The following is a 13821-nucleotide window of genomic DNA, read 5'->3' as shown; positions in this document are numbered from 1 at the left end:
GGGGCCGAACCGGTCAGCCGGCCTTGGCGGCCTTGCGCGCCGCGGCGGCGGCGCGCTTCTCCACGAAGGTCGAGGCCTGGGTGTCGGCCGTGGCCAGGAACGCGGCCAGCTCGGTGCGGGCCTGCTCGCCCTCGGGCCCCAGGCCGGTCATCTCCATGACGCCCCAGTGGCGCAGCAGCGGCATGACGACGTCGTCCAGGTGGTTGCGGGGGTCGTAGATGCCCGCCTGGGCCATCTGGAACGCCTTGCGCTGGAACCCCTCGATGCCGGCACCCGGCATCTGGAAGTCGACGATCTCGTCGCGGATGGCCTTGACCATCTCGTCCGGGCTGATCTCCAACGAGGCCGTGACCAGGTTGCGGTAGAAGATCATGTGCAGGTTCTCGTCCATCGAGATCCGCGCCATCAGCTTGTTGGCGATCGGGTCGTCGGTGTACCTGCCCGTGTTGCGGTGGCTGACCCGGGTGGCCAGCTCCTGGAACGAGACGTAGGCGCAGACCCGCAGCAGCGGCTTGTCGCCGGAGTCGAAGCCCTCGGTCATCGTGGCCATCCGGGCCCGCTCGAGCTCGACGGGGTCGACGCCGCGGGTGACCAGCAGGTAGTCGCGCAGGGCGTAGCCGTGGCGGCCCTCCTCGGCGGTCCAGCGACCGACCCAGGTACCCCACGGGCCGTCGTTGCCGAAGGCGCGCTCGATCTCGCGGTGGTAGCTCGGCAGGTTGTCCTCGGTGAGCAGGTTGAGCTCCAGCGCCGTGCGGGCGATGGGCGTCAGCTGCGACTGCTCGACGTGCCACGGCTCGCCGTCCGGGCCGACGAAGTCACGGCCCTGGCTCCACGGGATGTACTCGTGGGGCATCCACTCCTTGCTGGTGGCCAGGTGCCGGTCCAGGTTCTCGGCCACGACGGGCTCGAGCTCGTGCAGCAGGCGCGTGGTGTCGGACAGCGTCATGGCGATACCTCATTCCCGGACCGCGGGACGTGCGGCCCTGCGGGTCAACCTACGCCAGCGTAGGTACGGGCGCAGCAGGCGTCCGGCGTGGCGCGTGGCCCGACCTCAGACGGGACGCCGCAGCGGCACCCCGCTGCGCCCGGCGTCCAGGCGCACCGCGAGGACCTGGTCGACCCCCACCCGCCCGCTCGCGAAGCCCACCGCCGACCCGGCCATGTACAACCGCCAGACCCGGGCCCGCCCCGGCCCGACCAGCGCGACGGCTGCGTCCCAGCGGGCCTCGAGGCGGGCCACCCACGCCCGCAGGGTGAGGGCGTAGTGCTCGCGCAGGGCGTGCACGTCCCGGATCTCGAAGCCCGCGTCCTGCAGCACGGTGACGGTCTCGGCCAGGGGCAGCAGCTCCCCGTCCGGGAACGCGTAGGCGTCCACGAAGGAACGGCGTCGGGGGGCGAGCCCGGGGTCGCCCCGGCTGCCGATCGTGTGGTGCAGCAACCGTCCGCCCGGGGCGAGCAGGGCGTGGAGCCCGGCCGCGTAGGCGTCGAGCTGAGCGCACCCGACGTGCTCGGCCATGCCGATGCTGCTGACGGCGTCGTAGGGCCCGTCGGTGATCTCCCGGTAGTCGGCGTGCCGGATCTCGACGAGGCGCTCCAGCCCGGCCCCCCGCACCCGCTCGCGGGCGAGGTCGGCCTGCTCGGGCGACACCGTGACCCCGACGGCGCGCACCCCGTGCTCGCGGGCGGCGTGCAGCACCATCGAGCCCCAGCCGCAGCCGACGTCCAGCAGCCGCATCCCCGGTGCGAGTCCGAGCTTGGTGCACACGAGCTCGAGCTTGTCGTGCTGGGCGCGGTCGAGGTCGGCCTCGACCGCGGGGTCGCCGCCGGCGTCCCAGTAGGCGCAGGAGTACACCCAGCTCGGCCCGAGCAGCAGCCGGTAGAACTCGTTGCCGACGTCGTAGTGCGACCGCACCGCACGGGCGTCGCGAGCGGGGGTGTGCCGTCGGCCACGACCCAGCCGCACCTCCTCCGGCGGGGGCGGGGGCGGGGGACCGAGCACCCCGAGCCGGGCCGCCTCGGCGAGCAGACGGGCCCGCGGGGCCCGGGGGCGGGGGACGGGACGACCGGTGGCCGGGTCAGCCCCGGCGCGGTCGCCGTCGTCGGGGCCGCGTGCCGCGAGGCTGCGGGCGTCGAGGACCGCGGCCACCGCCGCGTACAGGTCGCCCTCGACGTCGAGGTCCCCGCTCACCCACGCGCGTCCCAGGCCCAGCTCGTCGGGTGACCACAGCAGTCGTCGCAGCGCGCGCGGGTGGTTGAGGACCAGGACCGGGGTGTCCGCCGGTCCGGCCTCCGAGCCGTCCCACCCCCGCAGGCGCAGCGGGGGAGGACCTCCGATCGCGACGCCGACCACCCGGAGCAGTCGCGGGGCCACCCCGTCGCCGGTCCCGTCGCTGGGTCCGTGATCGGCCGATGCCGTCATGACGGTCAAGGCTAGGACGGCGGGGTGACGGTTTCCAGACCCGGACCGTGCCGAGGCGTCCGAGCACGTCGCCCCACCGGTCGGCCACGGGACCCGGCTCGCCGGCCTACAGCTGCCCGACGTCCACGACCCGCACCACGGCCTCGCCGGCCTCGTCGGAGGCGGCCAGGTCGACCTCGGCCGTGATGCCCCAGTCGAGGTGCCCGGCCGGGTCGTCGAAGGCCTGCCACACCTTCCAGACGTCGCGCTCGACGGTGATGGTGAACCGGTCCGGGCCGCGGGCGTCGGGGCCGGTGCCGATCTCGTCGTGCTCGGCGAAGTAGGCCTGGATGACCTCGCGCCACGCGTCGGCGTCCCAGCCGGCCTCGGCGTCGAGCTCGCCCAGGTAGTTCCACTGCCGCAGCGACGCCATCCGGACCCGGCGGAACAGCTCGTTGCGGACCAGCACCCGGAACGCCCGGACGTTCCGGGTGACCGGGGGAGGGCCGTCGTCGACGCTGCCGGGGCGCACCTCGCCGTGCTCGTCGGTCCCGGCGGCCAGCTGGGCCCACTCGTCCAGCAGCGAGGAGTCGGTCTGGCGCACCAGCTCGCCCAGCCACTCCACCAGGTCGCGGAGCTCCTCGGTCCGGGACTCCTCGGGCACGGTCTGGCGCAGCGCCCGGTAGGCGTCGGCCAGGTAGCGCAGCAGCACGCCCTCGGAGCGGATCAGGTCGTAGGCGCGGACGTACTCGGTGAACGTGGCCGCCCGCTCGACCATGTCGCGGACCACGGACTTCGGCGACAGCTCGTACTCCCTGACCCAGGGCTGGGCCTCGGCGTAGGTGTCGAAGGCCTGCTGCAGCAGCTCGGCCAGCGGCTGCGGGTAGCTGACCTCCTCCAGCAGCTCCATCCGCTCCTCGTACTCGATGCCGTCGGCCTTCATGCCCGCCACGGCCTCGCCCTTGGCCGCGTTGCGCTGCGCGGCCAGCACCTGTCGCGGCTCGTCGAGGGTGGCCTCGATGACGCTCACCACGTCCAGGGCGTAGTCCTGGGAGTCCTTGTCCAGCAGCTCCATCGCGGCCAGGGCGAACGTCGACAGCGGCTGGTTGAGGGCGAAGTCGCGCTGCAGGTCGACCGTGAGCCGCACGGTGCGCCCGTCGGCGTCGGGCGGGTCGACCCGCTCGACCACGCCGGCGGTCAGCAGCGAGCGGTAGGCCGAGATGGCCCGGCGCATGTGGTGCAGCTGGCGGCTGCGCGGCTCGTCGGAGTCCTCGATCAGGTGACGGACGGCGGTGAACGCGTCACCGGGGCGTGCGACGACGTTGAGGAGCATGGCGTGGCTGACCTTGAAGTGCGACGTCAACGACTCGGGCTGGGCGTGGACGAGCCGGTCGAAGGTCTCCTCGCCCCAGGTCACCGTGCCGGGGACGGGCTTCTTCTTGACGATCTTCTTGCGCTTGGCCGGGTCGTTGCTGGCCTTGGCCGCGGCGCGCTCGTTCTCGATGACGTGCTCGGGCGCCTGCACGACGACGGTCCCGGACGTGTCGTAGCCGGCCCGACCGGCGCGGCCGGCGACCTGGTGGAACTCCCGCGCGGACAGCAGCCGGACCTTGCGCCCGTCGTACTTGGTGAGCGACACGATGAGGACGGTGCGGATCGGCACGTTGATGCCGACGCCGAGGGTGTCGGTGCCGCACACCACGGCCAGCAGGCCGCGCTGGGTGAGCCGCTCCACCAGGCGCCGGTAGCGGGGCAGCATGCCGGCGTGGTGCACGCCCACCCCGGCCGCGATCAACCGGGACAGGGTCTTGCCGAACCCGGTGCCGAAGCGGAACGCGCCGATCTCGGCCCGGATCGCCTCCTTCTGCTCCTTGGTCCGCACCGTGTGGCTCATCAGGCTGGACGCGTGCTCGAGGGCGTCGCGCTGGGTGGGGTGCACGACGTAGACCGGGGCCTGGTTGCCGCGCAGCAGCAGCTCGATGGCCTCGTGCAGGGGCTCCTTGGAGAACTCGAACGCCAGCGGGACGGGGCGCTCGGCGCTGGTGACCAGCGCGGTGGGCCGTCCGGTCCGCTCCTCCATCCGCTTCGCGAGGGGGACCATGTCGCCGAGCGTGGCGCTCATCAGGACGAACTGGGCGTCGACCAGCTCGATGAGCGGGACCTGCCAGGCCCAGCCGCGGTCGCGGTCGCCGTAGTAGTGGAACTCGTCCATGACCACCTGGCCGACGTCGGCCGCGCGGCCCTGGCGCAGCGCGAGGTTCGCGAGGACCTCGGCCGTGGCGCAGACGATCGGGGCGTCGGTGTTGATGCCGGCGTCCCCGGTCATCATCCCGACCCGCTCGGCGCCGAAGACCTCGCAGAGGGCGAAGAACTTCTCGCTCACCAGGGCCTTGATGGGGGCGGTGTAGAACGACCGCCGGCCCTCGCCCAGGGCCAGGGCGTGCGCGCCCAGGGCCACCATCGACTTGCCGGAGCCGGTCGGGGTCGACAGCACCACGTTGGACCCCGCCGCCAGCTCGAGCAGGGCCTCCTCCTGGTGCGGGTAGAGCGTCAGACCGGTGCCCTGGGTCCAGTCCGTCAGCAGCTCGAGCACCTCGTCGGGCCCGGTGCCCGGGACGACGGCGGCCAGCGGGGCGGTCGCCGCGGTCGGCAAGGTCGCCGTGATGGCGGCCAAGGCCTCGGAGGCGTCGGTGGGGTCGGCGAGGACGTCGTGGTCGTGCGGCGCGGAGGTCATGGCGGGTCCAGTGTCCCAGCCGCGGGGCTCACCCGGTGCTCGGGAGCTGCCCCTGCTGCTGGTCGCGGCCGGCCCGCCGGTCCTGGTCCCGCTGGTCGTCGAGCCGTTCCTGGGCCCCGCGCGGGGACTCCAGGACCACGAGCAGGAACGTCGCCAGGGGGCCCAGGAGCAGCGACAGCAGGAACCAGCCCAGACCGCCGTGGCCCTTGGTCTGCGCCAGACCGGCGTTGAGCAGGGCCAGCGTCCCCCAGCCGAGCGCGTACCCCTCGTCGGGGCCGGTGCTGCCCACGGACGCCCCGCCGAGCAGGTCGCCGGGACCGTGCAGCAGGAGCAGCGCGACCGCCAGACCGCCCACCACGCCGCCGACGACCCCCGGGAGCAGCCACGTCCGACGCATCTCGCACCCCGTTCCCCCGCGTGCCCGTGCACGCCGGGGCTGATGGTGGCACGCGGCCAGGTGCGGTGTCCGCCCCTGGTGCCAGGATCGGCGTCGTGAGCGCGAGCGAGAAGACCGTCGACCCGACGACGGAGACCACCGTCCCCGACGACGTCCGGGCTCGGGCCGCCGAGCTGGCCGAGCTGCTGCGCGCGGACCAGTTCGCCTACTACGTGCGTGACACCCCGACGGTCGGTGACGACGTCTACGACGCCCGGATGCGCGAGCTGCAGGAGCTCGAGGCGGCCCATCCGGTCCTGTCCGGCCCCGAGAGCCCGACCCAGCGGGTCGGCGGCGGGTTCTCGACCGCCTTCACCGCGGTGGACCACCCCTCGCGCATGCTGAGCCTGGACAACGTGTTCAGCACCGCGGAGCTGCGCGAGTGGGGCGCCCGGGTGAGGGACGCCGCGGGCGAGGACGTGCAGTACCTCTGCGAGGTCAAGATCGACGGGCTGGCGGTCAACCTGGTCTACGTCGACGGGGTGCTGGAACGCGCCCTGACCCGCGGCGACGGGTACACCGGCGAGGACATCACGCTGAACGTGCGCACCATCGCGTCGGTGCCGGAGCGGTTGCGGGCCGACGAGCACCCGTTCCCACCTCGGCTGGAGGTCCGGGGCGAGGTCTTCTTCCCCGTCGCCGGCTTCGCCGCGGTCAACGCCGAGCTCACCGAGGCCGGCAGGAGCCCGTTCGCCAACCCCCGCAACGCGGCCGCCGGGTCGTTGCGGCAGAAGGACCCGCGGGTCACCGCCCGGCGCCCGCTCGACATGCGGGTGCACGGGCTCGGGGTCCGGGACGGGTTCGACATCACCCGCCAGTCGCAGGGCTACGACGTGCTGAGGGCCTGGGGGCTGCCGACGGCCGACACCTACCGGGTGGTGGGGTCCCTGGCCGAGGTCGAGGCGTACGTCGCGCACTACGCCGAGCACCGCCACGACGTCGAGCACGAGATCGACGGCGTCGTCATCAAGGTCGACCAGCTGGGGCTGCAGCGCCGCCTCGGCACCACCAGCCGGGCCCCCCGCTGGGCGACGGCCTACAAGTACCCGCCGGAGGAGGTCCGCACCCGGCTGCTCGACATCCAGGTGAACGTGGGCCGGACGGGGCGGGTGACGCCGTTCGCCGTCATGGAGCCGGTGCTCGTCGCGGGGTCGACGGTGTCGATGGCCACGCTGCACAACGGCGACGAGGTGCGTCGCAAGGGCGTCCTCATCGGCGACGCGGTCTGGATCCGCAAGGCCGGCGACGTCATCCCCGAGGTGCTCGGCCCGGTGGTGGAGGAGCGCGACGGCAGCGAGCGCGAGTTCGTCATGCCCACGCACTGCCCGTCCTGCGGCACGGAGCTGCACCGGGAGACCGAGAGCGCCATCGACCTGCGCTGCCCCAACCGGCGCACCTGCCCCAGCCAGCTGCGGGAGCGGTTGTTCCACCTGGCCTCGCGCAAGGCGTTCGACATCGAGGCCATGGGCTGGGAGGCCGCGTCGGCGCTGCTGGAGGCCGGGGTGCTGGCCTCGGACGAGGGTGCCGCCGACGAGGGCGGGGTGTTCGACCTGGACGAGGCGCGGTTGCTGCGTGTCCCGCTGTTCACCAACACCTCGGGCGAGCTGTCGGCCAACGGGAGGCGGCTGCTGGAGAACCTGTCGACCGCCAAGGAGCAGCCGCTGTGGCGGGTGCTGGTCGCGCTGTCCATCCGCCATGTCGGGCCGTCGGCCGCCCGCGCCTTCGCCGCCCGCTACGCGACGATGACCGCGGTGCGCGAGGTGGCCGAGCGCGAGGACCGGGCCGCCGCGGTGGCCGAGCTGGCCGACACCGACGGTGTCGGCGTCGTCATCGCCGAGGCGCTGGTCGACTGGTTCACGGTCGGCTGGCAGGTCGCCGTGGTCGACCGCTGGGCCGCGGCCGGGGTCCGGATGGCCGACGAGCGGGACGACTCCGTGCCGCGCACCCTCGAGGGGCTGACGGTCGTGGTCACCGGCTCGCTCGACGGCTTCAGCCGGGACGAGGCCAAGGAGGCGATCCTGGCGCGGGGGGGCAAGGCCGCGGGCAGCGTGTCCAAGAAGACGACGGCCGTCGTGGTGGGGGAGAACCCGGGCAGCAAGGCGGACAAGGCCGAGTCGCTGGGCGTGCCGGTCCTGGACGAGGCCGGCTTCCGGGCCCTGCTGGAGCGGGGGGTCGAGTCGCTGCCGACGGCCGAGCCGGAGCCCGAGCCCGACGCCCAGGCCGCCGTGCCCGAGCCCGAGGCGGCCGAGCCCGACGCCTGAGCCGGCCGACGGGGCGGCCCCGGACGTCTCCTAGACTCACCGAACATGGCCGACACCACCACGACCGGGCCGTCCGCGGCTGCGGGCCGGGCCGGGGGCGCCCCCGAGCACCTGGACCGCGCGCGCGTCGCGCACCTCGCCGGGCTCGCCCGCATCGCCCTGACCGACGACGAGCTGGACCGGCTGGCGGGTGAGCTGTCCGTCGTGCTCGACGCCGTCGCGCAGGTGCAGGAGGTGGCCACGCCCGACGTGCCCGCCACCAGCCACCCGTTGCCGCTGTCCAACGTCACCCGGCCCGACGTCCCCGTCCCCGGTCTGACCCCGGCCGAGGCGCTGTCCGGCGCCCCCGCCGTCGACGAGGGCCGCTTCCGCGTCCCGCGCATCCTCGAGGAGGACTGATGGCCGACGACCTGACCCGCCTGAGCGCGGCCGAGATGTCCGCCGCCCTGGCCGCGGGCACCGTGAGCTCGGTCGAGCTCACCACCGCGGCGCTGGAGCGCATCGACGCCGTCGACGGCGACGCCCACTCCGGGGTCCACGCGTTCCTGCACGTCAACACCGACGAGGCGCTCGCCACCGCCCGCGCCGTCGACGAGGCCCGGGGCGCCGGGCGCGACCTGCACGCCCTGGCCGGGGTGCCCGTGGCGGTCAAGGACGTCGTGGCCACCCGCGGCATGCCGACCACCGTGGGCTCGCGGATCCTCGACGGCTGGGTCCCGCCCTACGACGCGACCCTGGTGACCCGGCTGCGGGAGGCCGGCACCCCGCTGCTGGGCAAGACCAACATGGACGAGTTCGCCATGGGCTCCTCCACCGAGCACTCCGCCTACGGCGCGACGCGCAACCCCTGGGACCCCGAGCGCATCCCCGGCGGCTCCGGTGGCGGGTCCGCCGCGGCCGTGGCGGCCTACGAGGCGCCGCTGGCCGTGGGCACCGACACGGGCGGCTCGATCCGCCAGCCCGCCGCGGTCACCGGCTCGGTGGGCGTCAAGCCGACCTACGGCGGCGTCTCCCGCTACGGGCTGGTGGCGCTGGCGTCCAGCCTCGACCAGGCCGGGCCGTGCGCGCGCACCGTGCTGGACGCGGCCCTGCTGCACGAGGTCATCGGCGGGCACGACCCCCGCGACTCGACCTCGCTGCCCGGCCCGGCGCCCTCCGTCGTCGCGGCGGCCCGTCAGGGTGCCAGCGGTGACCTGACCGGTGTCCGGGTCGGGGTGGTGAAGGAGCTGGACGGCGACGGCTACCAGGCCGGCGTGCGCGCCCGCTACGCCGAGGCGCTGGATCACCTGCGCGCCGCCGGGGCCGAGGTCGTCGAGGTCTCCGCGCCCCACTTCCGGTACGCGCTGGCCGCCTACTACCTGATCCTGCCGAGCGAGGCCTCGTCGAACCTGGCCAAGTTCGACGCGATGCGCTTCGGGCTGCGGGTCGGCGACGGCGACCCCGCCTCGACCGCGGAGCACGTGATGGCCGCGACCCGTGAGGCCGGTTTCGGCGACGAGGTCAAGCGCCGCATCGTCCTGGGCACCTACGCCCTGAGCGCCGGCTACTACGACGCCTACTACGGGAGCGCGCAGAAGGTCCGCACCCTGGTCCAGCGGGACTTCGACGCCTGCTTCGCCCAGGCCGACGTGCTGGTCTCCCCGACGGCGCCGACCACGGCGTTCCGCTTCGGCGACAAGCTCGACGACCCGATGGCGATGTACCTCAACGACGTCGCCACCATCCCCGCCAACCTGGCCGGCGTGCCCGGCATGTCGCTGCCCAGCGGCCTGGCCGACGAGGACGGCCTGCCCGCCGGGATCCAGCTGCTGGCCCCGGTGTCCGGGGACGCCCGCCTGTACCGCGTCGGGGCCGCCCTCGAGGCGCGCCTGGTCGACGCCTGGGGCGGCCCGCTGCTCGACCGTGCGCCCGCCGTGGCGGCCGCACCCAGGCCCCCCGGCGACTCCCGTCCCGTCGAGAGGGCAGGAGCCCACGCATGAGCACGACCACCGAGACCCCCGTCCTGTCGTACGAGGACGCCGTCGCGCAGTTCGACCCGGTCCTCGGCCTCGAGGTGCACGTCGAGCTGTCGACCGCGACCAAGATGTTCTGCGGCTGCGCGCACTCCTTCGCCGCGGAGCCCAACAGCCAGACCTGCCCGGTCTGCCTGGGCCTGCCCGGTGCGCTGCCGGTGCTGAACGCCCAGGCCGTCGACCACGCCATCACGATCGGCCTCGCGCTCAACTGCTCGATCGCGCCGTACGGGCGGTTCGCGCGGAAGAACTACTTCTACCCGGACATGCCCAAGAACTTCCAGACCTCGCAGTACGACGAGCCCATCGCCGTCGACGGCTACCTGGACGTGGAGCTCGAGGACGGCGAGGTCGTCCGGGTCGAGATCGAGCGGGCCCACATGGAGGAGGACACCGGCAAGTCCACCCACGTGGGTGGCGCCACGGGCCGGATCCACGGCGCCGACTACTCGCTGGTCGACTACAACCGGGCCGGCATCCCCCTCATCGAGATCGTCACCCGTCCGGTCGAGGGCACGGGTGCCCGGGTCGCCGAGGTCGCCAAGGCCTACGTCGGCACGCTCCGGGAGCTGCTGCGCACCCTGGGCGTCTCCGACGTGAAGATGGAGCGGGGCAACCTGCGCTGCGACGCCAACCTGTCGCTGCGCCCCACGCCGGAGCACCCGCTCGGCACGCGCACCGAGACCAAGAACGTCAACTCGCTGCGTTCGGTCGAGCGGGCCGTCCGCTTCGAGGTCGGCCGCCAGGCGGGCGTGCTGCTCGCGGGCGGCACCGTCACCCAGGAGACGCGGCACTTCCACGAGGACACCGGTGTCACCACGTCGGGGCGGCCCAAGTCCGACGCCGACGACTACCGCTACTTCCCCGAGCCAGACCTGGTACCCGTCCAGCCCGACGCGGAGTGGGTGGAGCGGCTGCGTTCGCGCCTGCCCGAGCCGCCCGCCGCCCGGCGCAAGCGGCTGCAGGCCGACTGGGGCTTCGCCGACATGGAGATGCGCGACGTCGTCAACGCCGACGCGCTCGACCTGGTCGGCGCCACGGTCGAGGCCGGCGCGACGCCCCAGGCCGCCCGCAAGTGGTGGATGGGCGAGCTCGCGCGCCGCGCCAAGAACGACGGCACCGACCTCGCGGAGATGGCCGTGACGCCCGCGCAGGTGGCCGAGCTGCAGGGTCTGGTCGACTCCGGGCGGCTGACGGACTCGATGGCGCGGCAGGTGCTCGACGGTGTGCTGGCCGGCGAGGGCGACCCGTCCGACGTGGCCACGGCCCGCGGCCTGGAGGTCGTGTCCGACGACGGTGCGCTCAACTCCGCCGTCGACCGGGCCCTGGCGGCCAACCCCGACGTGGTCGACAAGATCCGCGCCGGCAAGGTCCAGGCGGCCGGGGCGATCATCGGGGCGGTCATGAAGGAGATGCGCGGCCAGGCCGACGCGGCCCGGGTGCGCGAGCTGGTGCTGGAGCGCGCGGCCGGCTGAGGCGCTGCCGGTCCTCCTCGTCCGGTCCGGACCGGACGGGGGGGACCGGGTCGGGTGGTGCGCGGCCGCGCCGGTCAGGTCACGGCCGGGTCAGGGGGACGCGCACCAGCCGGTCGTCGCCGTCGCGCGGTTCGCCGCGGAAGGTGTTGCTCGTGAGCACCCACAGGCTCCCGTCGGGGGCGACCTCGACGTGCCTCAACCGGCCGAGCCCGTCGAGCAGGGGCTCAGGTTCACCGGTCACCGCCCCGTCGGCGATCGGCACCCGCCACAGCCGCTGGCCCCGCAGGGCGGCCAGGTAGACGGCGTCGTCGGTGACGGCGATCCCGCTCGGCGAGGCCTCGTCGGTGCCCCAGGTGACCACCGGGTCGGTCAGCCCGTCCACCCCGCCCACGCCCTCGACCTCTGGCCAGCCGTGGTCCGCACCGGCCCGCACGACGTTGAGCTCGTCGGTGGTGCTCTGGCCGAACTCCGACGCCCACATGGTGCCGTCGGTCGACCAGCCGATCCCCTGCACGTTGCGGTGCCCGCTGGAGAAGACCGGCGAGGCGGGGTCCGGGTTGTCGGGGGCCGGGTCGCCGTCGACGGTGACCCGCAGCACCTTGCCCGCCAGGCTGTCGGGGTCGGGGGCCGCAGCGGTGTCGCGCGCGTCCCCGGTGGCCACGTAGAGCATCCCGTCCGGACCCAGGTCGATCCGCCCGCCGTTGTGGACCTCGGAGCGGGGGATGCCCGTGACGACCGGCACCGGGTCGGTGAGCGCGTCGGCCCGCTCGTCCCAGGCGTACCGGACCACGCGGTTGTCGTCCGCCCCCGTCAGGTACACGAACACGTGCTGCGCGGTGGCGTCGGTGGTGACGCCCAGCAACCCGCCCTCGCCGCCCGGTGCGACGCCCGTCACCCGGCCGTCGTCCCCGTCCGCCGTCACCTCGTTCGTCGCCCCGTCGGCGGTCACACGCAGCACCCGGGCCTCGTCCCGCAGGGTCACCAGCGCGCTGCCGTCGGGCAGGAAGGCCAGGTCCCACGGCACCTGCAGGCCCGTGACGAGGTCGCTGGCGGAGTCGACGTCGGGCGTGCCCGACGCCGCGGCGCGGGCGGTCGTCGTGGGCTCCGGCGCCGGCGCCGCGCTGGTGGGGGGCCCGGTGGGCTCGACCGCAAGGGCGGACGGCGCGGTCGACGTCGGTGCCGCGACGGTCGCCTCGGTGGCCGGCGACGGTGCCGGGGCCTCCGGCGTGCTGCCCGCGCACCCCGCGAGCAGGACAGTCGCGGCGGCGGCGGCGGCGGCGGCGGTCACGGTCCCGGACCGGTGGCGTCCCATCCCCCCATCCTGCGGGCCGCGCCCGGCCCCCCGCACCCCGGCCCGCCCGGCCCGTCCGTGGCGTCCGTGGCGTCCGTGGCGTCCGGCCCGTCCGTGACGTCCGTGGCACGCGCAGTGGTCGCGATCCGAGCCCATGGACGGCGCGATCACGACCAGACCGTGTGCCACCTGGCCTGCAGCGGGTCGCGGTCATGCCCACGGGAGGTCTAGCCGAGGGGGAGGTCGGCCGAGCCTCCGGCAGGACCGGGCGAAGGTGGCCAGCAGCTCGCGGCCCCAGGCCCTGGGGCGGTGGCTGTCCGCGGCGACGAAGGGCTGGCAGTCGTAGCCGAGGGTCAGCAACCGGTCCAGCCGGCGCTTGTCCTGCCACGCCTGCCCTGTCCGCGCCGTCGGTCCGTCGTACTTCAGGCGCCCGTCGGCCTCGACGACGACGGCGAAGCACCTGACCAGCATGTCGACCCTGAACTCGGGCCTCTGCCGACCGATCCACACCTGCACCTCCGGCAGCGGAAGCCCCAGCTCCAACTGGACCCCGCGCGCGACCGACTCCAGCGGAGACTCCACCAGGGACTCGGCGACGGCCGCGACCCGCCGGGCCCTCGCGTGACCTGCCGCCGACGGACGTCGGTCGGCGGCGTCGAGGAGCTCGTCCCGGGTGCACCCGTGGCGTCGCCTCGCAGCGTCCGCCACGGCCAGCGACCACGGCAGGGACGACCCACGGCACAGGTCCACGAAGGTGCGCGCCGGCGTGGTCACGAGCACGCCGCGGTGCCGGGCGACCTCGTCCCCCTCGAGCCATGCGCGGCGGGTGAGCACCCCGCCGGAACGGCCGCCCCGCTCGGGCCGGTCCGTGGAGCGCGGGCGCAGCAGGACCGGCAGCGCCGGCGGTGGTCCCGGCAGCGGCAGGTCCCACACGATCGCTGCGCTCTCGGCGGTGGCCACGGCCCCGGGGCACCTGTGCAGCGCCGCCCGGAGGGCGAGCAGGTGTCGCGAGCGAGCATCCGCCGACTCCCACGTCTCGACGCCCACCCAGGCGCCCCTCCCGACGGCCACCAGGCTGCCGCTGGCGACGGCCCATCTGACGGTGGCCCGGCTGACCCCCGCCGCGACGCAGTCCCCGGCCATGACCAGGCCTTGCCGCCCCGCCGCCATCCGCGCGAGCCTCTCGTCCACGCCCCACCGTCGGCCATCGCGGG

General features: G+C 74.5%; 10 protein-coding genes. 4 read left to right on the top strand and 6 right to left on the bottom strand.

All coding sequences use genetic code 11. The features are described from left to right. Window positions 1–13: 13 nt before the first annotated feature. The 4 genes from ACR80Q_RS17140 to ACR80Q_RS17125 all read right to left on the bottom strand — a co-directional run bounded on the left by ACR80Q_RS17140 (window position 14) and on the right by ACR80Q_RS17125 (window position 5529). Window positions 14–946 carry an acyl-ACP desaturase gene (locus tag ACR80Q_RS17140; RefSeq protein WP_435378867.1) on the bottom strand — a complete coding sequence of 311 codons (933 nt, stop codon included), beginning with the start codon at window positions 944–946 and terminating at the stop codon, window positions 14–16. Window positions 947–1051: 105 nt separating this feature from the next. Then, entirely contained in the window at window positions 1052–2419 is a 1368-nt protein-coding gene (locus tag ACR80Q_RS17135) for a class I SAM-dependent methyltransferase (protein WP_435378866.1), read from the bottom strand. Window positions 2420–2525: 106 nt separating this feature from the next. Continuing rightward, entirely contained in the window at window positions 2526–5132 is a 2607-nt protein-coding gene (locus ACR80Q_RS17130; RefSeq protein WP_435378865.1) for a DEAD/DEAH box helicase, read from the bottom strand. Window positions 5133–5160: 28 nt separating this feature from the next. Beyond that, window positions 5161–5529 (bottom strand): hypothetical protein, encoded by a 369-nt coding sequence (locus ACR80Q_RS17125; protein ID WP_435378864.1) that lies wholly within the window; start codon window positions 5527–5529, stop codon window positions 5161–5163. A gap of 95 nt (window positions 5530–5624) precedes the next feature. Between ACR80Q_RS17125 and ligA the strand changes: the two genes are divergently transcribed. Genes ligA through gatB form a run of 4 tightly spaced genes read left to right on the top strand, consistent with a single transcriptional unit; the run spans window position 5625 to window position 11316 of the window. Next, the gene (ligA, locus tag ACR80Q_RS17120; RefSeq protein ID WP_435378863.1) at window positions 5625–7829 is read left to right on the top strand and encodes an NAD-dependent DNA ligase LigA; all 2205 of its coding nucleotides are present in this window, start codon (window positions 5625–5627) and stop codon (window positions 7827–7829) included. A 45-nt stretch (window positions 7830–7874) separates the two neighbouring features. After that, window positions 7875–8228 carry an Asp-tRNA(Asn)/Glu-tRNA(Gln) amidotransferase subunit GatC gene (gene gatC, locus ACR80Q_RS17115; protein WP_435378862.1) on the top strand — a complete coding sequence of 118 codons (354 nt, stop codon included), beginning with the start codon at window positions 7875–7877 and terminating at the stop codon, window positions 8226–8228. Continuing rightward, window positions 8228–9808, top strand: coding sequence for an Asp-tRNA(Asn)/Glu-tRNA(Gln) amidotransferase subunit GatA (gene gatA / locus ACR80Q_RS17110; protein WP_435378861.1), 1581 nt, complete (start codon window positions 8228–8230; stop codon window positions 9806–9808). The genes gatC and gatA overlap by 1 nt, the downstream gene beginning before the upstream one ends. Then, entirely contained in the window at window positions 9805–11316 is a 1512-nt protein-coding gene (gene gatB, locus ACR80Q_RS17105) for an Asp-tRNA(Asn)/Glu-tRNA(Gln) amidotransferase subunit GatB (protein ID WP_435378860.1), read from the top strand. Before gatA ends, gatB begins: the two co-directional genes overlap by 4 nt. 79 nt (window positions 11317–11395) lie before the next feature. Here gatB and ACR80Q_RS17100 read toward each other — a convergent pair whose 3' ends face one another. Further along, complete coding sequence (locus ACR80Q_RS17100; protein ID WP_435378859.1) at window positions 11396–12628, bottom strand: PQQ-dependent sugar dehydrogenase; 1233 nt, start codon at window positions 12626–12628, stop codon at window positions 11396–11398. 189 nt (window positions 12629–12817) lie between these two features. Next, the gene (locus tag ACR80Q_RS17095; RefSeq protein ID WP_435378858.1) at window positions 12818–13798 is read right to left on the bottom strand and encodes a type IV toxin-antitoxin system AbiEi family antitoxin; all 981 of its coding nucleotides are present in this window, start codon (window positions 13796–13798) and stop codon (window positions 12818–12820) included. Window positions 13799–13821 lie beyond the last annotated feature (23 nt).

The organism is Aquipuribacter aurantiacus (genome assembly GCF_051216895.1).
GTDB lineage: Bacteria > Actinomycetota > Actinomycetes > Actinomycetales > JBBAYJ01 > Aquipuribacter.
The sequence above is the reverse complement of the archived record's forward strand: the minus strand, read 5'-3'. Positions and strand labels throughout refer to the sequence as shown.